Genomic DNA, 23,568 nt, shown 5'->3' on the forward strand with positions numbered 1-23,568 from the left:
GCTTTCAAGATTCAACGCGTTTTCATGTAGAGCCGATAGAGCGGATCGTGGAGATCACGCAGATTGCGGCGGCTATCCATCAGCTCGTGATGACGGCCTTCGCGCTCGAGCGCGAGCAGCCGAAGCACCAGTCTTGCCGCGCGCTCAGGCTCGTTGTCACGGCCGGGTTGCGCCTGCTTCAGCAGTGGTGCGAGTCCGGTTTTCTGGATCAGCGCCCAGGCCGGAAACCACGCCAGGTCGACGACATCGCCGCTTCCGTCAAAGGACGCATCGAATGTCCTGCGCAGTGTATCCAGCGAACTGTCCTTGAGGCGCGAAAACAGGATATCGAAACGCGTGGGCGCAAGCCATGCGAGTTCGGCCAGAAGCGGCCAGGCGGGCTTAGAGACCATCGATCCGGTACCGGCATTCGGCCATCCACATCAGCGGCGCTGGAATGCGACGCCAAGATTCGATGCGCATAATGGCGGACTCCGTAGCTTTCCAGTTGCCCGCTTGCAGGTAGAGCGAGGCAGCATGCGCATCGGGCTGACCCGCACGGAACGGCAGACCCGCAGCGCGTTGCGCGAGTTCGTTCCAGAAGGGCGCCAGCCATGCGATGGCGCCGCGCTCGCCCATCAGGTCGCGCGCCGAGGGGTGGATGCGGGTCAGGAGTGTCTCACGCGCGCCCAGTGCGTCCTCGTGACTCTCGAAGGGTCTGCTGCAACGTGCTTCGAGGGCAGTCACGAGCGTGTCGAGTGCCTCGATCGCTGCGTCGTCCGGGTATTCGTGCGTGAGGACCTGCAGCGCGTCGCGGGCGACTGCGGCATTGTGGTGTTGCAATGCTGACAGGACATCGTTGCGCAGCATCACATCACGGCTGTCGTCAAAAATATCGAGTTGCATGGGTTGTGCTCAGAAGAGCTGGTCACCAGGGTGTGCGAGGTTTGCCCACTTCACGACACTCCTTAACGGGCGGCCGTCTTCGAGGATGGACTCAATGACGGCGCGCTGGCCGCTCGCCTCGGCCACCACGCGTACCATCCTGTCCCGGTAGCGCATCAGCGCACCGATTGGTGGGCACACAGGTCGCTTTCGTCTTCGGTAGGCTTTCGGCATCAGGACGGCTGGGGCGGAACGATGGACGATTATCCCACGCCTGTCCGCGGCAACAGCAGCTACCGGTTCACCGCACCCAGCAATGGCGTACCGGACAGGCGGGCGATTGCGGCGATACCCTGGCGCTGGATGTGTGCTAGCGCGAGGTCGGAATCGAACCAGCTGTTGGACAGGCTGATGAGCACGTCGGGCGAGTGCAGCAACACGCGCCAATGCGGCCACCACAGCAGGTCCTCATAGCAGATCGAGAAGGCCACGCGTTTGCCGGCGACCGTGATGTATGGCTGCATCAGGCCGCCGCGGATCGCACTGACGGCCACGCCAGGGCGCCATAGCGCCGCGGGCACCGGCTGGCGACTGTCGATGCGCCCGTGGCTGGCGCCAACGATGATCGCGCTGTCGGTGTACCGGAACGGCGTGGCGGACACGGTCAGGTCCATGCCGATGATCAGCGTTCGCTTGGCCGTAGCCAATGCCTGCATGTCGTCACGCCACCAGTAGTCCATCGCTGGGCGCCACAGTCCCACGATTTCCTCTGGCAGGACGACGATGGTGGCGCCCGCAGTGAACGCGCGTTGTGTGATGGCTTGGACCTGTTGCGTTCGGGCGTAGAGCAACGCGTAGCTGGACTGATCGAACCGGCCAAAGTGTGTGTCGAGTGCGACCCACCGGGACGGTACAAGTGGTGTGCTCACCAAACTGTGCGCGATGGCGGACAGGATCACCAGCAGCGCCGCGACATGTCGGACGGGAGGTCCGCGTGAGACGGAGGCCGCGCACGCGATGGCGGTCACACCGAGCATCAGGCCCGGCGCCTTCCAGCCAGGAAACAGGGTGCTGGCAACGTATGCCGGCGATAGCCAGCCGATGATGCCGAGTGGTGGTACGGTCACGAGCACGGTCGCGACAGTGGCGCACAAGGCGTAGCGTGCGGCGCCCGCATTCGGCTCCGGCTTGACCACGGCCCACGGTGTCGCCAGCACGCACGCCTGCGCGATCCAAAACAGGGAGCCGAGTACGAGCCCCTCCGGTCGAGTCAGCTCCCCATAACCGGAAAAGAAGCGCATGCTCACGACGGGAATATCCCGTGCGCCAGCGAGGTAATAGCCCATCCAGATCGCGAGTGCCGAGGTTCGTTCCCGCACGCGGGACCATATGGCTGGCAGGAGCAGCAGGAGCACCTGCCAGTGCCCCGGGTACCATGTGGACAGCGCCACGAGCGCGCCGGTGGAGATCAAAGTCGCCCATGCAAGGCTGCGTCGGAGAGACTGGACAGTTGCCCGCGTTGACAGAAGAAGTGGAGGCAGCGAAAACATGGGTCCACAGGGAGGCAGAAGTCAGCGGCACGGTCGATGCCGGCCGGGCTTTCCCCAGTGATCTGCGCGCTGCAACGTCAAGCATAGGATAGCTCTTGCGTTCGCGCTACCGTCGAGAGAAAAGTCATCGAGAAAAAAAGCGCCCGGTCCCGGAAGGGATCAGGCGCATCGCTTTGAATGGGAGCGAAAAGGAAGGAGACCTTCAGGAGCGTGGGGCCACAGCGTTGATGGAGAGGTAACCGGCGTCGGCTTCGATCTGGAGATCGAAGCCTTCGGCGATCACGTGGTCGAAGACCGCATCGTCGCGATCGAGATACTCGACGAAATCATCGCCGCCGAATTCCGCCTGGGCGCGTTCCCACCAGTCGGCGAATGGCACCGTATCGGGATTGCATTCGACAGCCCACGCGATGATCCTGCGACGGCCGTTTTCCATTTCGCCTTTCTCCGACAGCATGTAGTCGCCGTGATCCTTGACCAACACGATTCGACATTGCTGTGTGCGGGCTTCGGAGATGATGGGACGCAGATCCGTGGCCAGGAAGTGGATCATGATGAATTCCTCCATGAAGGGTGGGGTAGGAGATGAGGTTCCCGGTTATTCCTGACTCACCAGTTGCCGCGCGAGTGCAACTTCGATGCTCTCTCCGCCCTGATTGAGGATGTCGAGACCGGACTCGGGCATGTCGCCGGAGGTGGACTGCGAGACGGCGATCTTCTGTCCCATCAGCTTCAGACACCGCATCTGCGCGGTCCCCTCATACCCGAGAAAACGCACCGTGACGTCGAGCGTCTGACCAATACGCCAACTGCGGCGTGCGGCCTGTTGCAACGTATAGACGTTATAGCCCGACTGAAGAAAAGCAATCGTCGGGAATTCGAGCAGATCGAGGCCGGTCTTGACCAGTTCCGGGTTTGTGATGATGACCTCGGCGCCGCGTTCGAGCTGGTCCGCGACCCAGTCCTCGCGCTTTTCGGCAGGGACACTCGCACGGAGCACGGATGCCCTAACGCCCACTGCATCGAAGAGGTTCTTCAGCCGCACCGACGTATCCCGCGTACCGGTATAGGTCGTATAGACCAGCGTGCGCCGGCAATTCAGCAGTTCGCCGCGCACGAGACGCAGCAACGCTTCCTCCTTGGGACCCGGCTGGTCGTTGCGCAGCAATGCAGGCACGCTGGCGAGGATGCGCTTGGTGCGCGGATGACGTACGAGCTCGGGCCTAAAACAGCATTCCGGCCATGCAAGTAATGCATTGAGCACTACACCGAGCAGGCTCTTGTCGCCGCAGCGTAACGCGGCGCGCAGTTCCGATGTCAACGTCGACTCGAGCGCACGATAGGCGGCCGCCATATCGTCGGTCATGGCGACCGGGAGCAACGATTCGTCGTAGGGCGGCAAGACATTCTGGCCGATCTGCGAGAGCTTCAGAAAGGCCGTGTACGGCACGACGTACCGCATGATGCCCTTGGGGCCGAAGCCCGGGCCCTTCACCGTCGAGACGCTCTTGCGATCGCCCTTCGCGGTCCGGTGCGAACCTTCATCGACCTGCTTGTGAATGTCGATGAGCACACCATGCTCACGCATGAAGGCCATTGTGGCAGCGGCCATCGAGCCGTTGCTGTTGTAGTTGAACCCGTCTTCGATCAGCATGGACGGGTTCAGGCGATAGAGCAGGTGATACAAATCGTCGGCGTAGCCGCCCATCAGCGTGCCGGTGAGCAGCAGCGTTTTTGAGGCCTTGCGGGCCAGTACGCCCATGGCCTGTCCCTGGGCCGAATTTTCGTTCTTGTATTCGTGGCCTTCGTCAGCGATCAGCAAACCGAAGTAGCCTTGAGGAAGGTATCGCTTGATGAACTCCGAGGCCTGATAGCCGCCCTGTCCGAACGAGATTTCGGTGTGGGCGAGCGCACGCTCCATGCGCTTGGCCTGCCGGTCCGAGAATACAAGCTCGCCGCTGTCGTCCATCAGATTGATGAACTCGTACAGATTGTCCTGCAGCATGTCGGCGAGCATCGATTCGCCAAAGCGGGAGAGCAGCCGCTCGGCGGTCTTCTCGCCAACGGTCGGCATCTGCAACAGCGCGCCCTTCACCAATTCGCGCATCGTTCGTGTGCCCTGGCCTTTGGGCGCAAGGGTCCACAGCCGCTCACCACAACTGCACGCACGACGCTTTTCGTTAAGTGCTGGGCGAGCCAGTGTGGGCGTCAGTGGATTGCCGTCTTCGTCGCAGACGAACTCGCCGCACGAGGGGCAACAGGCAAAGACGCGCGTGACTGCATCGGTCTCCATGTCGAGCGTCGCGACGCGGCGCGCAAAGGCGGGCTTCCAGTCGAAGCCCATACGCATACGCACGCGACCGAGAATGAAAAATTCCGGCACCGTTGGCTTCGAATGCATGACACGTAGCTGAAGCAGCTTGCGCAGTGTGTCCGGGCCGTTGAGAATCCAGACGCGTGTGCCCGGTATCGTCGTTTTGATTTCGCGTCGCCATTTGTAGACGAGATGCGGTGGCGCGATGACAAGCGTGCGCGGATTACCGGTGTGATGCAGCAGGACCGCGACGCCGATACCCATCAGCGTTTTTCCGGTGCCCATTTCTGCATTGATGACACCGCCTGACGCGTGCTGTGTGAGCAGCGTCGTGATCGCATGGATGACTTCGCGTTGTGCGGGGAAGGGTTGCCGCGAAAGTCCATTGAGCAATGCGTCCCAGCATAGTGGGCGCTGTCCATCATAGATCGACGGATTCTGCTGGCGGACGGCCTCCAGCAGTCCGGCACCGAAGTTCACAATGAAGTCCGGTAGGGCAATTACGTCACAAGATTGATCGTCGCTCACCAGATCGGCGCTGGTGGTGGTGCTATCGACGACAGCGGATTGCAGATCTTCCATGATGCGTCTCCATAAAACGCGGGTCGCACGTTCCCCTGGCGGGATGCGTGAGTCCCGCCGGTTGGGGTAAATGTCGAGGGCCGCAGATGCGGCTTGTGCTGCCAGGATGAGCGCTATTGCGCTTCAGTCGAGCGAGAGCGCGCCGCTGCTGACGAATTCCGAGATCGCCTTCGCGAATGTCTCGGGGAGCGTGACTCGCGAAGCGTGGATGCGCCCGACAGGCGCATAAGACGCGTCATCGAGATGGGCGACGAGCTGACTGCCCAATGCGTCGAGCACGGGCGTACGCCAATGCGGCAGCAGCGGTATTGGACTGAGCTGTCCGATCAGCGACCAGACGCGGGCCTGCAGGGACTCGTCGTCGTGAACCTGCGTTTCGCGATCGACCAATAGCCATGCCGAGCCAGCGGCTCTCGACGGGGAAAGTAGCGACTCGTCGTAAATCCAGGTATGGACAAGGTTGCCGAACAGGTTGTCTTTCGGCAGGCGACCACTGTACTTGTCCAGCCTTCGCGGGTCGCCGATCGGGACGGACGCAACCGGCTGGCCGTTGTCGGGATCGAGCAGCGTGAGCTGCCGGATACCGCCTTCCTGGATGCCCAGGTGCAGGGCGGCATAGAGTTGCTGAACGGCGCCATCACGTCCGAACACGGAGACGAAGACGAGTTCGCCATCGGGTGCACGCACGCAGGCGTCGACGAAGATGTCCTGCAGTTCCTTGATGGGATACAGCATGTGGGTGCTCCAGTCTGAATGTCCGGCGCACCCACCGGATGCGGACCCGGTCGGGTTGAGGTAAATTCCGGGGCTTCGCGAACGAAGCCGCAGCCGCGCAGACGAAGGCGCAGGAAGAAAGCTGCGGGTGGTGCAAAGGTGCCGCGTGACGGACGACAACGGATCTGCGGCCGGCAGATCAGCGGAAATGAGGGCTGCGAACCACGCTTTCCCCGAACGCCGTATGCGACGTTCCGGGAAAGCGCCCCATTCGAGGGACGCACAGGGATTTCGGGCAATGGACTCGCCGGTCAGCAGGCATCCAGCGTGCCCAGCAGTGCGCGGAGATCACGCGCCTGCCGGGCGGTGACCGTCATCGGCACCAGGGCATCGGGATGCCACGCTTCGATCGCCGCTGCGAGCGGCAACCGTCTTTCGGCAAGCCGTGCGAATGCGAGCAGCCGATGCGCAGCGGCATGGAGTTTGGCTGCGCGTACCGAGACATCGGCAGCCGGCCATGTTGCGACTGGCGTGGCATCAAAGTTGAGGACCTGCCCGTTAAGCTCATCGTAATCGTCGTAGAGCAGTGGCATGTCCAGCGTGTCGTCCCATAATGTCCCGGCGTCGAATGCCGCACGGGCGATGGCGCAAGCTGCGTCGGCGCTGGCGGCCCGAATGCCGACGACGACGCGGTGGGTATGGTCAAGGCTGTAGCCAACCATGAAGGCGGGCAGCGTCTGCCCCGTGAGGCTCGTATCATTATTCATGACACAGGTGTCCTGGAAGTGCGGAAGCCCGTCGCTGCGGGGCGTGGCCCCGCGGGGTTGATGAAGGTGACCCGGGCTAGCGGATCGTGACGATTCGGCCGAGGTTCGGGCCGGGAGTGAAGTCGATGCCCGCGATCGTCGGAACGAACCGGTCCCGCATCAGGATCGTGGTCCGGATATCGCCCTTGTCGGTTTCCTCGATCTGGACTTCCTGTTCCTTCTGCTTGATGGTGTCGCCGCGGATCAACAGGCGCGTACCGTCAGCACCGATCACCACACCCGTGATCTGCCCGGCCGCGAGCGCGAGCGCTAGATGCCAGTCGGAAAGATCACGTAGCGGACGCCGCGGCGTGACAGCTTTCGTCGCGAACATCGTGGCGAACTGTGGCCACAGCGTGGCGTGTTGCAGGCGTTTCAGCTCGTGTTCGAGCTGCGGCGCATCGATCCGTGTCGACATGAAGGTGTATTCGCCGGCCGTCGAAGGGATGCGATACGGCTCAGCGGTCCAGCTCTCCGGCAGCTCGGGCGGCATTTCGCCTTCGTGGATGCGAGCCAGGCGCGCGGCCAGTGCGGTGTCGACCCCATCCGCCCGGCGCTTGACGCCAAAAAGCACGAGCTGTTTGAACGTCTGGTCGGGCGCGAGGAACACCTCAACCTTTGTGAAGTTGCGGGCAATCATGGTGGCGAACTCTCGGTCCATCACGTAGTGCGGCACGATCAGGACCAGGACGCCGCCGAATACGAGCCACGAGACCGTCTTGAGGTAGAAGATCTTCTCGAGACGATCTGGCTGACGCTCGCCGGTCTGTGCCTTGTCCGATACAACATCGCCATACGGTGGATTGAGGAACAGCAGTCCCATGCTGCGGGCCGTGATGAACATGTCGTGGACGTCGGTGTGCGCCACGGTGTCAAGTACTTCCTTCGCGTGCCATGCACGCTCGCGGTCGTATTCGACGCCAAACGCACGGGCCGCATCGGGCATCGTGGAGTGTGCAACAAGCGCAGCCCTAAGTTCCTGCAGCGCGGCACCTTCGCCGCAACAGGGATCGAGCAGCCGCACGGGGCGATCGGGATCGGCCAGCGCGAGCGCCGGCATGATGTGCGCGAGCGTGGCGGCGTCGGTCGGAAAATACCCGTTCTTCACAAAATTTCTGGCGAGGCGGGGAAAGATCAGGGCCATACGACTCTCCTTTGGGTCACGGGTATGCCGCGGCTGTGAGGCCTGGCACACCGTCGATGGATGGGAATCAGGCCTTCAGCCAAGTCTGGCTGGAGGCCTGGAACGCGTAGCCAAATGCGCGAAGCTGATCGCGCTGCTGGCGGAACACGCCGCGGTCGACGGTTGGATCGAGCTTCACCGGCTCCCCGGCGACGATCGCATCGGCCAGTTCGGTGCCGAACAGGTCGGGCAGATACAGCTCGCCGGAATCGTCGCCGGTTTGTGCGGACGCCGGCGTTTCGTCGGCATGCGAGGTGGCTGTGGCACCCGGTGTGCGCTCCTCGTCGACGGGGTCCGGCTCCGTCGAGGCGGGCTCGCGCCCGGTCTCGCTGAACGGTTCGTCGTTGTCGAGTTGCACATCGGCGAGCCTCGCGCGGATTTCGACGGTGACCTTGCCGTACCACACGTAGCTGTGCGGATAGATTTTGTCGATCAGAAAGGTGCCGGTGTAGGCGCCGGGCTCGAACTGCTCGAGCACCTTGTCCTTGACCTTGAACTCGCCGACGGACGTTGTGAGTTCCCCGACCTGGAACGGGCCGTTGCTGCCCTTGATGGTGCGCACGTCAAGCGTGCCGGAAAGCGAAATCATGATGCCTCCATGCAGTGAGGCGGGACCCTCCCTGGCGGGCATGGTGTCCCGCGGGTTGGGAAAGATCGTGCGGATAGACTGTCGCTGCGCGGTCAGTACAGGGCACAGCCGACACGCCGAACGAAAACATCGCAGGTCTTGCTGATAGGGCGATGCGCGACCGATACGGCGAGGCAACAGCCGTCGCTCATTCCCGGAAGCTAATGAACGGAGGCTTCCGGCATGTCGGCCAGGGAGCGCGATGCGTTACCCGACGGCATGGATGGATCAGCCCGCGCGTTGCGGACCGCACTCGTCGGCGGTGCGCTGCTCGACGATATGACGGAAGAGGCGAGGGGGAAACCTGAACAGACGGCCGCCGCTTTCGACGATCCACGTGCGATGGTGTCGACTCACGACCACCGCCTCATTGATCGACAGACCGCTGAGCGTCAGCACATCGCCTGGCGCGAGCGAGCGTGAGCGGGCCGCATGCCAGGCGCGAACCTGCTCGCGCCACGCGGGCGCCACGGGTGGGACCATGTCGAGATAGGCGAGGGGGCAGGAGTAATAAAGCGGTTCCATCTGCTCGCACATATCCTTGTATCCCCAGCCTGCACAGGTTTTGTCCCATGCGAGCAGGTCGCAGCCGATGAAACGCATCGGCGCAACGCCCGCGCGACCGATTTCCCAGACGGTCCAGAGTACGTTGCCACTCGTGCAGTGACGAAGGCAGCGACGTGTGAAGCCGTCATGCCCCTCGTCGCGTGTCAGACGAGCGATGAGCTGCGTGCGCGTCTGTCCATGACCAAACAGCCATCCCATGATGTACCTCGCAAGGTGAGACGAGGCATCGTTCCCGTGGCGGAGCGATGACCCGCGGGGAAGCACCGTTGATACGGTGCAAGTGATGGAAGGAAGTGAAAACGGCGATCGTGATGCCGGGGGTTACACGCGTCGCTGCGCGCGAAGATCGCGATCCATGGCGGTACGAACGGAGCTGATGATGAACACGGTCCAGTCGGCGAAGTACCGGCCATCAAAGACGATGGCCCCCGAGTTGAGCATGAGCTGGATCGGCATCGTGATCTTCCCGGCAGGAACCTCGCCATCCGGTCCGGCGACGACGCCCATGTCAGGGAAGAAGCACCGGCCCTCGTACGGATCGAGGAATTCCAGTTCGAGGTCGCGGGCCTCGGCGGTGTGGCAGTAACGCAGCCGGCCGATCAGCGGTCCGTCAAACCCGGTGACGAGCGGAGATCCAAGTGGATCGTCGCGCCCGTTGAAGAGTCCGAGGTAGAGGCCGTCTGGAAGACCGACGCTCTGGCTCATAAAGCGCGGCAATGTGCGCCCGTCACGGCACTGGAAAACCTGCTGCGACGGACCGTCTTCACCGACGGGCCAGTTCGCGGCGTGCGCGAGCACCGCTGAAATTCGCGTATGGTGTTCCGTTTGCACGCCCGGCCAGCAACGCATTTCGATGTCGCTGGGCTTTCTGACGCGTGGCCGGGAGACGAGGCAGTTACAGCTTGACATGATTTTCTCCGTGAGCGACGCGGAGACGCACCCGTGCGGGGTGCGTTCCGCAGGGTGTAAGAGATAGGCAGGACGTCAGTCGATCGCCGCGAAGATCTCGCGAGCTTCCGGGTGAGACGGCACAAAGGCGAGCAGCTCGTGATACAGGTCCGTGAAGCGTGCTTCTTCCGTCGACCACGCCATGGCGTTCAACGCGAACAGCGTGGCAACAATCCCAGCGGCATCGCTGCTCATCTCGCCGTCATATCCGTTGCCGTCGCAGGTGATGGGCAGCGGATCACTGAGGCGGGGTGCCATATAGAAGGCGCCATTGGACAGCTCGACGTAATCCCAGAATCCACCGTGGTACGTCGGGCACAGTGACGACATGGCCGTATAGACCGCCACTTCGGCGCGGATCATGTGTTTGCCGAAATAGCGCGGCAGGATTTCCATGCGGCGCTCATCCGGCACTATGGTGGCCGTGATGGTGCGTGTTTCGCTGGCTTGAGTCATGACGTTCTCCGAAAGAACGCGGCGAACGGCTGCCCGGGCGGGGAAGCGCATCCCCGCGAGGGTTGGACAAGGTGGGGCCCGAAGGCGTGACAGGAGGTGATTCCGAACTGCGCGCCAGGTGACGCGGGAACAGCCGTGCAGACAGTGGCACCGGAAGTGGGCTGCAAAGGTGTCGCCTCGCGTGGCGACGGACGGGCCTGCAAGCTGGCAGGCCAGCAGTGAAACCGTCATGCGTCATTGGCCTTTATTGGCCCTCATTGGCCGTGGCTGGCTATGAGAAGGGAATGACGTATGACGCCTGGCGCATGCATCTGCCAGGCGTGTGTCTGGGCCGGAGCAATCGGTCCGGCACAAACGGCACGGCGTGGTTGGGCCGCCGCGAACCCAGTGTGGATTGGGGCCAGCGCCGGCTTTCCTGAGCGTTTTGTGATTCGTCGCTCGGGAAAACCGGCTGACCGGTCATGCGAGAAGCCCCCGCGCGGGGCGGGGACGAAGGATTGCCGTTCAGTCGGCGCTGGTGGCGGCTCGACGGGTATTGGCGTTGCCGTGACGGCGCAGTGGCGGATAGCGGTTGGTACGCGGGGCAGTGCGCTCAGTCAAAGCCGAAGCTTTGCGTGGTTCCGGTGCGTTGCGACCGCTGTCGGGCTCATCGACGCCGTCCGTGTCGTGCTGATCACGACCGTCTGTCGACGGCACTTGTCCGTTGACCCGCTCCGGTGCCTGATCGTTTCCGGCGTCCGCGTCGTCGCGTTCTTCGCTTTCATCTCGATAGACCTCCTGGCCGTCGACCTTGATCCAGAAGAGCTTCAGCAGGCGCCCTTTGAGCACGGCGCCGGTTTCGCCAGCGCGGTTGCCGGTGCGCTCGAACGTCCGGATGTAGTGATCACCCGCGCGGAACGAAACGAGGACTTTCACATCGGGATCGTTCGCGTCGTCCATCACGGAGCGGACCGCTTCCCTGGCCTTTTCGCCGGCGACGATCAGGTCGAGCGGGAGATAGACGATGCCGTTCTCGACATTCGGATCGCCATGGAACGCGGAAATGGCGCATGCGAGGAAGGGTTTCGCCTTGCTGCGACCATTGCCCCTGGCGGTCACATCGCGCACGCGCGACAGATACCCGAGGCCACGCAGATGAAGATCGAAATACTTGCGGGGTTCGACTGACTGATTCATGACGATTCTCCAGAACGAAAAAAGGGGAATCGCCAGGGCCCGTGTCGGGGAATGGCAATTCCCCAGACGGGCAAGGAAGGGAGCTTCCGGTCAAACGACCTGCGGTGGTCCAGACAGTGGGACGAAGCGAAACCGCAAAAGGTGTCGCAAAGCGACGGTGCTGCAAAGGATGCTGAATGGGCTCCAGCGGGCAACTTCAATCGCGAATCATAGCCGGCGAAATCAAAAAATCAAGGTGATAACCGCGCCATCTTTTTTTCGTGCGAGACCGGTATAACGGGATTAATGTTGAGCTCATGACGCGTCACGATGTCTCATGATCGGTACATTGCCGTTGCGGCCGATACTCTGTCGTCACGATTGGTCACGGTAGCTTCGTGAACAGCCCCGAAAGAATGTGAGCCGTCACGCAAGCTCATCAAATTCGAGCATTGACGCGGGTGAAACCCCGAGTGTGGCGGCCAGCACGCAGATGTTATAGAGGGCGATGTTGCGCTGGCCCCGCTCGATGCCGCCGATGTACGACCGGGCAAGGCCACTTTCGAGCGCCAGGCGCTCCTGCGACCAGCCGCGCGCCTTGCGAAGCGCAATCAGGCGTTTTCCAAACAGGGCAAGCGGGTCGTACTGCATCAATATCTCGAGCGGAAGGATATCGAAGCGTACGGATTTGACCTGTTTGAGACCACGCTCTATGATAGGACGCACTATGAGTGACAATTATTGCGTCAGTCACAATGGTGCTGTGAAAGCGACGTGGGCGCCGCTCGCAATCGTAGTTGTCGGTGTCCTGCCCGATTGACTTCTCTCCGACAGGAAACTCAGTGAGCCAACCGGTTTCTGATCTCGCGGAGCTGCTTGCGTCTATGCAGCCAGAACTGAATGAAGGTGCCTATGTCTTCTCGTCCGTGCAGGCGGATAGGGACGTGTCGCAGCTCGCGCCCCTGGCGACGTTTCGTGAGCGCGAAGGGCTGACCGTCATCATCGATGAGCCGACGGCCGTGCGCGAGGATCTGCCGGTGCTTTTCCGGGCAGCGTGGATCACGTTGACCGTTCACTCGGACCTGCAGGCAGTGGGGCTCACTGCTGCGGTGGCTGAGGCGCTGACGAAGGCCAGTATCAGTTGCAACGTCGTTGCTGCAGCCTTTCATGATCACATTTTTGTGCCCGTCGAGCGCGCAACGGATGCGCTTGCTCAATTGATGGATCTCCAGTCGCGGGCAGCACATGGCGTGGCGGGTTAGCCGTACACGCGCAGGGAGGTCTTCCGTGGTCCCCGGCGGTCATGCGCCGCTGCGGCGCTGAACCGCCGCGAGAAATTCCTGGCGGAACGCGTCAAACAGCTGACCGGTCCGTTCAGCCGAATCGTCTCCGGGAATCCGCATGCGGCTTGCCATCATGTGCGTGAGTATCAGCGGTGACGGGGCGTCCGGCGCGAGAATGGCGAGGATCTGCGCGCTCACTTCCGGCGTAACGATATCTGCCATGTCCCGACCGAGGAGCGCTGCGCCACCGATGTCGGGGTCATGGTCGTGCTGTTCGATCAGATCGAAGCCATCGTCGGCGTACAGCCTTTCCAGGTTTCCCGCCTCGCCGTACCACGCGAGCAGAAAAAGCAGATCGCTCGCGTCCTTGCGATCGACGCCGTGACGGTCCTGCCAGGCAATGACCTTGAGCATCGCTTGGGCTGGTAGCGAAGCGACCGGCACGACGAGGTCGGCATCCATGCGCACCGGCACCGCCGTGCGCAACGCCTCTTCAAAGCCAGCCACGTTCATGCGGATCGCCTGATCCGGTGGCCAGGCGATCTCGCCGCTGTCGTCCGCGATGCGCCCGAATGGGACGACGTCGAGCCATGTCCTGACGCCTGTGGCCGGTACCCGGTAATGGAGGCGGTGCGTCGCGTTACCCCGCTGCTCGAAGTGACCTGACGCAAGCAGTTCCGCTCTGAGCGCCTCATGCCCGGCCCAGCTTTCGATGGAAATACCAATATCGACGTCTGCCGTGGCCCGTGTCGGTTCAATATCGTGAACATGCGTGAGCAGCATGTCACGCGCGCTTGCACCGCCGACGAACCACGGGATGCCCCTGGCAGTGGCCGCAACTGCCACCTCCCGCAGAAGGGCGATCATTTCCGGTGGAAAGGCGCGATGGGGACGCGGATCAAGCGGGGAGATATTGTTCACGCAGTAGTCGGGCGGTTTCGAGATTGCGGGAATCACCGCTCGCGACGAGATCGGCGTAGACGAGCAGGGGCGGTACAACGTTCGGGGGACTATCCGGCATCGATGCAAACCTGATCGGAGACTTCAGGAATTCGACGTTTCCCTTGTTATCCGGCCGTAGTCGTGCCTTTGCGATCCATTCGCGCGGTACTTCGTCCGTGCAGTATACGGTGAAGAAGGCCGGTTTCAGGTATTCCGTAACGATGGCCGCCGCGGGCTCTCCGCCAAACCGGCATCGGTCGGGAAGTACCGGGACATTTCGCCACCACTCGGGCATGTCCGTGCGGTACTGTCCAAGCTGGAGGGAGCCACGCAGTAGCGTCGGATACAGGGTGGTCCATTCGTCGATCATGCGGGTGCCGTCCGTGAACTGCATGCCTTGTCCGCCCGGCAGTTCAATCAGGTCGCGACGGGCAAGCATGCCGCGTATTGCGTTCTGAACAGTTCCGTGGCTGACGCCAGCGACCTTTGCAATGTCGCGGTAGCTCTGTTGCAGTAACGAAGGGACCGAGAGCAATGCGAGCGCCACCCGTAGTGTGGACTTTGTCCAGACCCGGTCGCTGCCCTGCAGGCTTATCTGCGGTCTTGGGCGCCCCGATACGAGGATCACGCTGTCGCCAAGAAGCACGCTCGCATTGCCGGCCAGGTCGAGCGCGTCGATTTCCATCTTCCGGCAGGCGTCGACGATATTTGGGGAAAGGTAAGTCGTCACAAGAAGGGGGCGATCGCCGGTACTGGGCGTGGCCTGCGCACGGATGGTGGCGAGCGTGCCATAGCGGTCGACTGTCTGCCTGACGAGCGCCGGTCGCTTGAAACGGTGGGTGCCGACCACGAACTCCAGTATCGCGTCCACGGCGGACGCGGCGGGGGCGCTGCGCGATGTGACGGAGATGCCGGTCGCGTCGCGAAACGCAATTGCGGCAGATTCCACGAAGGGAGGCGGGTGCTGATTGGTCGGGGGCATGACAGGGAAAGGTTGTCCAATTATCTCTGATTGTACACGTCCCGTGGACGCCGCGAAATTTTGGACAGAGTTATGGGGTTGTCTAAAAATTTCCCATGTTCACGTTCCGTAGACGCGCCAGTTTTTTGACAAAACTGCCGACAGCTGCCCGTCGGCAGCCGCTCGTCCCTGGCCCCAACGCTAACAGCATGGCGCACGCCACGGCTGCTCACGCAGCTTCGTGCTTTCCAACGAGACCACGATTGGGCGTGATATGCCGTTTTCCACCGTGACACTTCAGTATGGTGTAGGCTGCAACGCAATCATCTGATCAATAAACAACAACCGCAGAAAGCGAAACACGGCGCCAGTTAGCGTCGGCATCAACAAGAAATGGAAGGGCGGTCATGACCACATTTACTCCCGGGGTTTGGGGACGACTGTTTGGCGGTGGATCCCGCTGGAAACTGGTTCTCGGATCACCCCGCAGCGAAATTGTCGAAGTATCGGGACGACGACGCCAAGTCGTGACAGCATCTCTCGAAAAAGCGCGCATTGAAGCCAGCTGGTTGTGGGCCACGCTGACGTTTGACCATGAAGGGGAGCATATCCGGCTGGCCGGGTTGACCAGGCGTCGGGCAGCAGAGGTCATTCATGGTGCCGCCCGCGAGGAAACGGAGCGCAAGCTGATCGCGGAGCGAGAACGAAAAAAGCGTCTCGAAGAGGATCGGCGGCGCGAGTACGGAGAACTGTTGCCGCGCATTAAGGCGCTCGATGCTGCGACCACAAACCTGTTCGAACGAAATCGCTACGTTCGCGGCCACGACATCCGCTGCCTGCTCGATTCGGAAACAGGAAACATCGCAAGGCTTCCCCGGTTTACGGAGTTGCTCAATGTCTGGCCGTTCGATGATGCCCGCTATGACAAGGCGCGCAAGCGGATCGCGGAACTCGGCCGAATCGTCAATCCGCCTCATTCGGGTATCGCCGACTGGAACAAGGCGTTCGTCAAACGGGAAATGGCCGATCCGCAATGGGCGGACTTTTTCAGGCATGTCGAAAAATCGGAGCTGACGCCCGAGCAGCAGGAGGCCGTGGTCGTGTTCGAGGACCGCAATCTGCTGGTGGCTGCGGCCGGGTCTGGCAAGAGCTCCACGCTCGTTGCCAAGGTCGGCTACGCGATCAGGCGAGGCTACGCGGAACCGGACGCGGTGCTGGCACTTGCGTTCAACGCAAAAGCCGCCGAGGAAATCCGAGATCGTCTGGCCCAGCGGCTCCAGATACCGATCACGGCCCAGACGTTCCACAGTCTCGGCAAGTCAATCGTCAGCGAGGTTCAGGGCAGAACAGCCCGTGTCGAAGTCGGCGCGAGGCAGCTTGTCCTGAAAATTGTCGCCGACCTGAGAAACAACGACCGTCAATTTCTCGGCAACTGGCTATTCTTCAAGGCGGTCCATTGGGAGCCTGGCCCGGAACAGGAGTTCGACAGTATCGAGGCGTACGAGGCCTATATCAAGAGCAAGGGCAGGCGAAGAAAGGACCGCGATCAATGGGGTATTCCGACGCTTCAGGGGGAGCCCGTACGGTCATTCGAAGAACTCGCGATCGCGAACTGGCTTTATGTTCACGGTGTTCGATACCGGTATGAGGCGCCATACGAGCACGATGTGACCGCTCATGGCTGGACGAAGTACGAACCGGATTTCGTCTATGAGCTTGCGGACGGCCGAAGGCTCTATCACGAACACTTTGCGTTGCGCCAGGATGGAACGTCCCCTTTTGGTAGCGCCTATGTGAAATCGGCAATCGGCAAGCGCAAGCTGCATGCCGATTGCGGGACCCGCCTCATTGAGACGACGAGTGCCCAGTTCAGGGATGGATCTGTATTTGCCCACCTGCGCCGTGAGCTGACATCCCACGGCGTGACGTTCGCGATGAAAACCGAAGCGGAGCTGCAGGGCTGTCTGAAGGAGCGTAAGGACCTGGATCTTGTTACGCTCCTGCATTCGCTGATTTCGCACGCGAAAGAAAGTGGCTACGACGAGAACCACTTCTCAGTCCGGGCGAGCAAGCAACACAATGTGGTGCGGGCATTGGCGTTTCTTGAGCTCCTGTTTCCCGTGTGGCGGGAGTACAAGCACCGTCTGCACCACGAACTAAAGTCAATCGACTTTGCCGACATGATTGGGCTGGCGGCCACGTACGTCGAAACCGGTCGTTATACCAACTCCCCATTCAAGGTGATTCTCGTCGACGAGTTTCAGGACATTTCTCCAGGGCGCGCGCGGCTGGTCAAGGCGCTTCTCGCGAGGCATCCGGATTCGGTACTTTTTGGTGTGGGCGACGACTGGCAGGCGATCAACCGGTTCGCAGGATCGGACCTTTCCATCATGCGTGAATTTGAGGCGCATTTCGGGAAGACGGAGACCCGTTTCCTCAGTACGACCTTCCGGAGTAACCAGGGAGTCAGCGACGTGGCGGCGCGTTTCGTCCGAAGGAACCCGGCGCAGATTCCCAAAGAGGTGCGAGCGAGAAACAAGGAGGATGTCGGGGTCGTGCGGATCGTCGAATATACCGACAAGGATTCACTCATTGCCTGCATCGAACGGAAGCTGGCCGAACTTGCGACGCTTGCCGGGTCGCAAATGCGCGTTGTCACGGTACTGATTCTGGGCCGCTATCAGTATGAGACGACGGAAGTGGTCACCGAACAGGATATTGACCGATGGAACGATCAGTACAGCACGCGGCTGCAGATCAGAAAAGTGGCCGACGAAAAAAAGAAGACGACGAAGCCCCTCGATACTGTGCATAAGTCGAAAGGGCTTGAAGCGGATTTCGTGCTCGTGCATAGCCTGCAGGCAGGGTGGTACGCATTCCCATCGGAGATGGAAGATGACCCGCTTCTTGGACTGTCATTTGCAAACAGGGAGGCCTTCGAGTATGCAGAGGAGCGCAGATTGTTCTATGTCGCGCTGACCCGGGCCCGTGAACAGGTCACGCTTTTCCTCTCGTCGACTGAGCCGTCTCGATTTGTACTGGAACTGCTCGGGCCGGAATATGGCAAGGCGGTTGTGTTCGAGGGGAAGGACGAACAACCAGTCCGATGCAACGTCTGCAAGCAGGGATATATGGTACAGCGGCCGGGAAAAAATGGTCCCTTCTACGGATGCACGCGATATCCTTCGTTACAGTGCCGCAACCAGATGACCCTGGCTCAACGGGCGACGATCGGGCAATCAATGTAGATTCAGGCCCGGATTAGCGTACTGTTTCTCTGTCCCGCCTGGGTGTCGGCACGTACGTCGGAGGACAAAACCCAGTTGGCCGTCATCCGAAACGTCCCGCTTTTCGGTGAGATACGGACGAGCCGGATTCATTGCGCTGCGCCGCCTGTATGAGTTGTACTGCGCAGTAGAGCCGCGCCAAAATGGGCACTATGGGGCGGCTCGCCAGACGAATCTCGCACCGCACGCGCCTCTGCAGCGCCGGCGCGAAACACCAGCGAGCGCTCCATCTGGTCGACGATGATGTAGGGTGGATCGGGGCGCCAGTGCAGCAACACGAGGCCGCCTGGGGTGTCGGCGAGGATGGCTGGCACCCGCTTCGGATCGGCGAACTGCAGATAGATTTTCTGGCCGTCATCGAACACTTGGTACGGCCGCACGTCGGCTGCACCGTCCAGACGCCAGTCAAAATCGTACACCGGCGCTGTCGCCGCCGGCGGCTCGGCACAGGCCGACTGCATGATGCAGGCCGCTGCAAGCAGGGCAGAAGACAATAGAGTGAAGGGGAAATGTCTCATCGATTGCAGCTCCCGTCGGTGACATTGGGCGGCAACATCATGTCGCGTTGCGTGATGAATGTGATGCGCTGACCGGGCTCGAGCTTCAGCGTTGGCTGGATGTTCATGTTGCGCTGAAGGATGGTCTGCGTCGTTTGCGATAGCGACTGGGTCGCCGCCGACGACAGATCGGTCGAGACACCGCCGTTGATGTTGATCGTGGTGCCGTTCGACTGGTTCTGGTTGTGACCGATCCACGCGGCGACGCCAGCGATCAGGAAGGTCGATCCGAAGATTTTGAAGAAGTGGTTATTGACGTCAGCGCTTACGCCGGCCTCGCCATCGGGGTCGTTGCCGGAGAGCCCGTCGAGGCGCATCGAGGCGTGGCGGAAGATCATCCGTGTGGCGGCCATCAGCATCAGGTCCTGGCCGATCGCCACATCGTTGTTCGTCCGGCCCATAATGCGCGTGCCCTTCGGGATGAGCTTGCAACTGCCGTCGATGCTGTCATAGATGTCGCGGTCGACCATGGCGCGAAATGTACCGGGCATGTCGCTTTTCGCGCCCTGCAGTATGACCGTGGGAATGGGCGTGCCGCCCATGACCATGTAGGGCGAGTCGATCGGTACGGGAATCAGCGGCTTTTCGTCGTCAGCCACGTTCGACTGCTGTTTCAGCCAGTCGGTGTTATGCCGGGCAGTGGCCGTTGCGACGCTTGTCGGCAGCGGCATCGTCGACCCGGTTGCCGGATCGCCTTCACTACCGGAATGCGCACTGGCCATCGATTTGCTGGCGAGCTTCGTGAGGCCTTCCACCGTGCGATCGAGTGCCGGGCCGCTACTGTTCTGGTCCGATGTCCGGCTGGCACTACCCGCTGTATCTTCGTAGGCGACAAGCGACTGGCTCTGCATCGCTTCGATCTGCCGTTGCAGCGCGAGTCGGTCCGCATCAGTGGCAGATGCCGTCCGTCCCGGCACACGATAGTCGTGAGGCAGTGGGCCGGTGTCATCACCAGGCGCACCTTTCGGGATGCCGTCGAGCGGTGTGCCGCCCAGTGGTGCACCGGGCGCCGACGCGGCGCTTGCTGCGCGGGCCAGTGCGAGCGTGCGCTGGTCCTCAAGGCGCTTGCGTAGTGCGTCTGCAGACGCCTTCGGCTGCCGCGCATCGGCTTCGAGCTGTTCACGCTGCAGCCGCTCGGCAGCAGTCTCGTGAGGATGGGACAGCGCCCGCACGAGTACGATCGCGAGCAGCGTGGAGAAGAGGGCGATGACAAGCACTTTCGCGAGGTTGCGCCGGATGCGCGTGAGCCGCGGTGGCTCCGGCGTCAGGGGGGGCGGCCTGCGACCGTTGGGTTGCGGGGCGGCCATGATCAGGGCTTCCCGTAGATGTTCTTCATCTGCGCGGCGTCGCAGCCGAAAATACCGCAGCCTTTGCCCCGACCGTTGAAGATCCGCACTTCCTGCCTGCCGCGCTTGAGCAGCAGCCCGTAGGTCGCCGTCTGCTGCACTTCGTAGAAGTCATTGCCAAGCGGAATGAAGCTCGCGATTTCGGCTTCGCCCTTTTCATCCATCAACAGGATCGCAGGAAGCTCTGCCTGATGCGGGAACTGGAGATACGTGAACCGTCCGTCGTCGAAAACGATGACGGGCGCGAACGGTGCACTGCCTTCGATGCGGTAATCGAAATCCGCGCGGTCGAGCATGATGTGTGGACTGCCAGGGGGCGAGTGTGACGATGATGATCCGCTGGCCGACGCAACGTCGTCTTCATTGTGCCTGTCTGCATGCGGCACGTTGCCCGGGTATTCGATGCCGAACGGCAAGGCCTGACCGGATGAGGCTTTGGCATCCGTGTCGAGGTAATGCCAGGAAACCCGCTGATACGTCTTGCCATCATCGGACGAGCGCAGGTCCAGTTCATAGCGCCGGCGTGACGTGATGATGGTCGCGGCATTCTCGAGACCGGGTAGGCGTGCCTCGATGAACACGTCGCGCTTCGTGAGGGCCGTATGTTCCAGCCAGCGCTTGCCGGTGTCAGAAAGATAGACGCCGACCACTTCCTCATCCGGCGCGAACACCAGATGCGTTTCCTGGCTGGTCCGCACGAGAACCGGATAGAGGTAGTCCGGGTCGTAGTCGTAGACAACTAGCGACGTGGCGTCAGGCGACGGATACGGACCGTTGATTGGCTGACGCGGTGCAGAATGTCGCCGATTCTGCAGGGACGATGTCACTGGACCCGAGGTGCCGGTCTTCGTGTGCCTACTCACCACCGATGGCACACCTGACGGCAGTGGCGACGACGGAACCGGTGAGGGCGCGGGCGATTGCCCGTATGCGGTCGCGATGTTCGCAGCACAGAGCATCGCAAGACACATTGCGTACGCGATGACGTTCATGGATTCGCTCCGGGATTGACGCCAAGGTACGGCGTGATGCTGAAGTGAGTGATGCGCAGCCCGATCGGGTTGTCCTTTTCTTCGCCGGGCTTCAGCGTCTCGGGGGCAAGCAGGAAACTGATGGTGAGCAGCATCTGGCGGGGCGCCGCGGGCTTGCCGTTCACGCTTTCGATCAGCGTGAAGATCAGGTACGCGACGTGACCGTCGGGCGAGAACGACGTCGAGTTTTCGACGAATTCGCGAGTGAGACCAGGTGTCTGTACGACGCGCTGGGCGACCGGATCGGTTACTGTGATGTAGGTTTCGAGTTCCCGTGTCGCCGCGCCCGACGTCCAACTGACGGCAGCGGGGATCTGTCGTGTGAGCGTGTCCTGGCTGTCCGCCTCCATCGTGAAGACGCGCGAAGCCCATTTGACGAGGAAATAGCGCTTGTTGGCCGCCGTGGCGGACCAGGTCTCGGCGTAGCGATCGGACACCCAAACGGCACCGGTTTTCTCATCATGTTCGACGAAATAGGGGCGCGGGCCGCTGTGCATGCTCTGGACGATCAGGGCGGCGCATTCCCCGGCGGCGATGAGTGCGAAGCCGAGCGCGACCTTGATCGCGAGCCGCTTTTCCCAGACAGGGCGCTGGAACGCGGCGAACCAGGCGGCGACCGCTTCTCCGGTATGGGGCGGGGCTGGAAGATCGGCGCCAGAGGCAGCACGTGGTGAAATCGATGGAGGCGGTTGCTTTTGCATCGGTCATGCCTCCGCGCGGGCCAGAGCCAGCGGTGCTACACTGAGACCAAGTTCACAAGCTGCGAGGGTGCAGCCATGGCCCGACTCAAAATCATCCTGCTGTATTTCGTATTGCCGGTTCTCGTGTTCGCGGCGTTCGTCCTTTACCAGGTCGGCGTGCAGCATTTCGGCGTCGCGATGATGCTCGCGGGCGCGGTGGTGTTTATTGGTTGGGCTTGGCTGAGCACGTCTCCGCGAGAAAGAGACGATTCGTTGCGCGCGGACACGGAGCGCCAACGTCGACTGGACGACGAGAGAAACACTTACTACGTGATTCAGCAAAGCGCTAAGCATCGCCACCATTGAATTCACCTCAATGACTTGGGAGTGATGTTTCGGCCGAGTAGTCCCTTGCCGAAGCCGCTTGAGCTGCCACCACCGGTGCCCGATACAATCGCCCTGGCGATGTCGGGCACCTGCCACATCATGAAAGCCCCGACGCCGCAGACGAGTGCGAGCGCCAGCATCGCGAGGTAGTTCGTCGCGTAATACGCGTCGCTGTTCGTGCCGCTCTGTGCAGCAGCCTGTTGCACAAGTCCCTGAATGCCGGGCAACGCGCCACTCTCGACGATCGCCATCATCAGCCACGCCACGACCTTGAACAGGCCCGCCGAGATCGTGAAGCGCAGCCATCCGTCGAACAGGAATTCGCCTGCCGGCAGTACATACCAGGGAATCAGCACGGGTCCGAGACAGAACGCGATGTCGAGCAGGAACGAGCCGAACTGCACGACCACCACGAAGATCAGCGTCATCAGCACGATCGCGGCGATCGCGAGCGCCTTCGCAAGGAACGCGAGCAGGATCAATGGCAGGTTTTTTATGAGCGTCCAGATTGAACTCAGTCCGGCCGAGTCGGCGCCGTTATCGCTCGTCGCCCCGCACTCCTGATGTTCGCTGTTGGGAATGACGATGCCTTCTGGTGTCACGTCCGGGACTTCCTGGCAGACCTGCGCCGCCTGCGTGCGTACGCCCTGCATGATGGTCGACGCGGCATTGACGAGCGCGCGCAGGAGGTCGCCTGGATTGCCTTCGCCGCCTGAAACGCGCGAGGCCATCGTCTGCATGTTGTCGACGAAATAGCTGTGAACGGTGCCGCTCCAGGCCGTGAGCATCACGAGGATGACGGCGCACTTGATCAGATGTCGGAACAGGTTCGCGAAGAAGCCCGGGAAGTCGCCTTCAAGCAACCACAGAAACACATGCCAGGTCGCGATGATCAGCCCGAGGGCCGCAAGCAGATCGAGGCCATCGGAGACAAACAGCGTCTGCAGGCTCGTTCCCTTTGCCTGCATGACCGTGAACAGCGCGTTCAGTACCGAGATGACGTCGTTCATGACTCAGATCCCACACATTGCGCAAGCGCTTATCGCAGCCCACCTGCGACGCGCACCAGTGCCAGCAGGGCAGCGAGCGGCAGGGCAATCCAGCCGGCCGCAAAGACCTGCGGGCTGTCAACCTGTACGATCAGCAGGCCTGTGAGCAACGACAGACGCACGTTGCGCGTAATCCGCCGGTCGAACTTCCACTGCACCGCGCGTTCGTCATCGGGCCGCCGGCGGCGCAACCGGTAAGCACGAAGGTTCATCAGAACGACCCGCAGTTCGGCGGGCGTTCTGCACAGCGAGCGGATCAGCCAGCGCAGCAGCACAAT

The 23,568-nt window shown here is 61.7% G+C and carries 25 protein-coding genes; 3 read left to right on the forward strand and 22 right to left on the reverse strand.

All coding sequences use genetic code 11. The features are described 5' to 3' along the window. Positions 1-11 precede the first annotated feature (11 nt). From NQV17_RS16690 to NQV17_RS16755, 14 genes are all read right to left on the reverse strand, one after another. Positions 12-392 carry a hypothetical protein gene (locus NQV17_RS16690; RefSeq protein WP_257773085.1) on the reverse strand — a complete coding sequence of 127 codons (381 nt, stop codon included), beginning with the start codon at positions 390-392 and terminating at the stop codon, positions 12-14. Next, positions 382-885 carry a hypothetical protein gene (locus NQV17_RS16695; protein ID WP_257773086.1) on the reverse strand — a complete coding sequence of 168 codons (504 nt, stop codon included), beginning with the start codon at positions 883-885 and terminating at the stop codon, positions 382-384. Before NQV17_RS16695 ends, NQV17_RS16690 begins: the two co-directional genes overlap by 11 nt. 272 nt (positions 886-1,157) lie before the next feature. Continuing rightward, a complete protein-coding gene (locus NQV17_RS16700; RefSeq protein ID WP_257773087.1) occupies positions 1,158-2,210 on the reverse strand; it encodes a conjugal transfer protein TraB in 1,053 nt (350 codons plus the stop codon). Between the two features lie 406 nt (positions 2,211-2,616). Next, on the reverse strand, positions 2,617-2,967 hold the full coding sequence (locus NQV17_RS16705) for a DUF3085 domain-containing protein (protein WP_257773088.1): 351 nt from the start codon (positions 2,965-2,967) through the stop codon (positions 2,617-2,619). A gap of 45 nt (positions 2,968-3,012) precedes the next feature. Further along, positions 3,013-5,310 (reverse strand): SNF2-related protein, encoded by a 2,298-nt coding sequence (locus NQV17_RS16710; RefSeq protein WP_257773089.1) that lies wholly within the window; start codon positions 5,308-5,310, stop codon positions 3,013-3,015. 123 nt (positions 5,311-5,433) lie between these two features. Continuing rightward, complete coding sequence (locus tag NQV17_RS16715) at positions 5,434-6,045, reverse strand: hypothetical protein (RefSeq protein ID WP_257773090.1); 612 nt, start codon at positions 6,043-6,045, stop codon at positions 5,434-5,436. Positions 6,046-6,335: 290 nt separating this feature from the next. Next, positions 6,336-6,791: a hypothetical protein gene (locus NQV17_RS16720; RefSeq protein ID WP_257773091.1), complete on the reverse strand. Its 456-nt coding sequence runs from the start codon at positions 6,789-6,791 to the stop codon at positions 6,336-6,338. Positions 6,792-6,867: 76 nt separating this feature from the next. Then, positions 6,868-7,974 carry a DUF6094 domain-containing protein gene (locus tag NQV17_RS16725; protein WP_257773092.1) on the reverse strand — a complete coding sequence of 369 codons (1,107 nt, stop codon included), beginning with the start codon at positions 7,972-7,974 and terminating at the stop codon, positions 6,868-6,870. Positions 7,975-8,041: 67 nt separating this feature from the next. Then, the gene (locus tag NQV17_RS16730) at positions 8,042-8,602 is read right to left on the reverse strand and encodes a DUF3275 family protein (protein WP_257773093.1); all 561 of its coding nucleotides are present in this window, start codon (positions 8,600-8,602) and stop codon (positions 8,042-8,044) included. A 267-nt stretch (positions 8,603-8,869) separates the two neighbouring features. Beyond that, entirely contained in the window at positions 8,870-9,406 is a 537-nt protein-coding gene (locus tag NQV17_RS16735) for a hypothetical protein (protein ID WP_257773094.1), read from the reverse strand. 123 nt (positions 9,407-9,529) lie between these two features. Continuing rightward, on the reverse strand, positions 9,530-10,117 hold the full coding sequence (locus NQV17_RS16740; protein WP_257773095.1) for a hypothetical protein: 588 nt from the start codon (positions 10,115-10,117) through the stop codon (positions 9,530-9,532). 75 nt (positions 10,118-10,192) lie between these two features. Then, positions 10,193-10,612, reverse strand: a complete 420-nt coding sequence (locus tag NQV17_RS16745) for an antirestriction protein (RefSeq protein WP_257773096.1) — start codon at positions 10,610-10,612, stop codon at positions 10,193-10,195. Positions 10,613-11,116: 504 nt separating this feature from the next. Further along, a complete protein-coding gene (locus tag NQV17_RS16750) occupies positions 11,117-11,788 on the reverse strand; it encodes a DUF3577 domain-containing protein (protein ID WP_257773097.1) in 672 nt (223 codons plus the stop codon). A gap of 405 nt (positions 11,789-12,193) precedes the next feature. Next, positions 12,194-12,418: a helix-turn-helix domain-containing protein gene (locus NQV17_RS16755; protein ID WP_041746185.1), complete on the reverse strand. Its 225-nt coding sequence runs from the start codon at positions 12,416-12,418 to the stop codon at positions 12,194-12,196. A gap of 191 nt (positions 12,419-12,609) precedes the next feature. Here NQV17_RS16755 and NQV17_RS16760 point away from each other — a divergent pair, with 191 nt between their 5' ends. Beyond that, positions 12,610-13,029 (forward strand): ACT domain-containing protein, encoded by a 420-nt coding sequence (locus NQV17_RS16760; RefSeq protein WP_257773098.1) that lies wholly within the window; start codon positions 12,610-12,612, stop codon positions 13,027-13,029. 39 nt (positions 13,030-13,068) lie between these two features. Here the strand turns inward: NQV17_RS16760 and NQV17_RS16765 are convergent, their stop codons facing one another. Together NQV17_RS16765 and NQV17_RS16770 are read right to left on the reverse strand one after the other, a co-directional pair. Continuing rightward, positions 13,069-13,917: a nucleotidyl transferase AbiEii/AbiGii toxin family protein gene (locus NQV17_RS16765; RefSeq protein WP_257773247.1), complete on the reverse strand. Its 849-nt coding sequence runs from the start codon at positions 13,915-13,917 to the stop codon at positions 13,069-13,071. 31 nt (positions 13,918-13,948) lie between these two features. Continuing rightward, positions 13,949-14,974 carry a type IV toxin-antitoxin system AbiEi family antitoxin gene (locus tag NQV17_RS16770; RefSeq protein WP_257773099.1) on the reverse strand — a complete coding sequence of 342 codons (1,026 nt, stop codon included), beginning with the start codon at positions 14,972-14,974 and terminating at the stop codon, positions 13,949-13,951. Positions 14,975-15,360: 386 nt separating this feature from the next. Between NQV17_RS16770 and NQV17_RS16775 the strand changes: the two genes are divergently transcribed. Beyond that, positions 15,361-18,201, forward strand: a complete 2,841-nt coding sequence (locus NQV17_RS16775) for a UvrD-helicase domain-containing protein (RefSeq protein ID WP_257773100.1) — start codon at positions 15,361-15,363, stop codon at positions 18,199-18,201. Positions 18,202-18,329: 128 nt separating this feature from the next. Here NQV17_RS16775 and NQV17_RS16780 read toward each other — a convergent pair whose 3' ends face one another. The 4 genes from NQV17_RS16780 to NQV17_RS16795 are packed head-to-tail and all read right to left on the reverse strand — an operon-like array spanning position 18,330 to position 21,875. Further along, entirely contained in the window at positions 18,330-18,758 is a 429-nt protein-coding gene (locus NQV17_RS16780; protein ID WP_374692723.1) for a TrbG/VirB9 family P-type conjugative transfer protein, read from the reverse strand. After that, positions 18,755-20,104 carry a TrbI/VirB10 family protein gene (locus NQV17_RS16785; RefSeq protein WP_257773101.1) on the reverse strand — a complete coding sequence of 450 codons (1,350 nt, stop codon included), beginning with the start codon at positions 20,102-20,104 and terminating at the stop codon, positions 18,755-18,757. Before NQV17_RS16785 ends, NQV17_RS16780 begins: the two co-directional genes overlap by 4 nt. A gap of 2 nt (positions 20,105-20,106) precedes the next feature. Further along, positions 20,107-21,135 (reverse strand): TrbG/VirB9 family P-type conjugative transfer protein, encoded by a 1,029-nt coding sequence (locus NQV17_RS16790; RefSeq protein ID WP_257773102.1) that lies wholly within the window; start codon positions 21,133-21,135, stop codon positions 20,107-20,109. Next, a complete protein-coding gene (locus NQV17_RS16795; protein ID WP_257773103.1) occupies positions 21,132-21,875 on the reverse strand; it encodes a type IV secretion system protein in 744 nt (247 codons plus the stop codon). The genes NQV17_RS16790 and NQV17_RS16795 overlap by 4 nt, the downstream gene beginning before the upstream one ends. A 75-nt stretch (positions 21,876-21,950) precedes the next feature. On the opposite strand from NQV17_RS16795, the gene NQV17_RS16800 reads away from it, so the two are divergent. Beyond that, positions 21,951-22,220 (forward strand): hypothetical protein, encoded by a 270-nt coding sequence (locus NQV17_RS16800; RefSeq protein WP_257773104.1) that lies wholly within the window; start codon positions 21,951-21,953, stop codon positions 22,218-22,220. 2 nt (positions 22,221-22,222) lie between these two features. Here NQV17_RS16800 and NQV17_RS16805 read toward each other — a convergent pair whose 3' ends face one another. Both NQV17_RS16805 and NQV17_RS16810 read right to left on the reverse strand, forming a co-directional pair. Next, positions 22,223-23,251 carry a type IV secretion system protein gene (locus NQV17_RS16805; RefSeq protein ID WP_257773105.1) on the reverse strand — a complete coding sequence of 343 codons (1,029 nt, stop codon included), beginning with the start codon at positions 23,249-23,251 and terminating at the stop codon, positions 22,223-22,225. Positions 23,252-23,280: 29 nt separating this feature from the next. Further along, entirely contained in the window at positions 23,281-23,565 is a 285-nt protein-coding gene (locus tag NQV17_RS16810; protein WP_203438505.1) for a hypothetical protein, read from the reverse strand. Positions 23,566-23,568: the final 3 nt, after the last annotated feature.

This window comes from Burkholderia sp. SCN-KJ, assembly GCF_024656005.1.
Classification (GTDB): Bacteria; Pseudomonadota; Gammaproteobacteria; order Burkholderiales; family Burkholderiaceae; genus Burkholderia.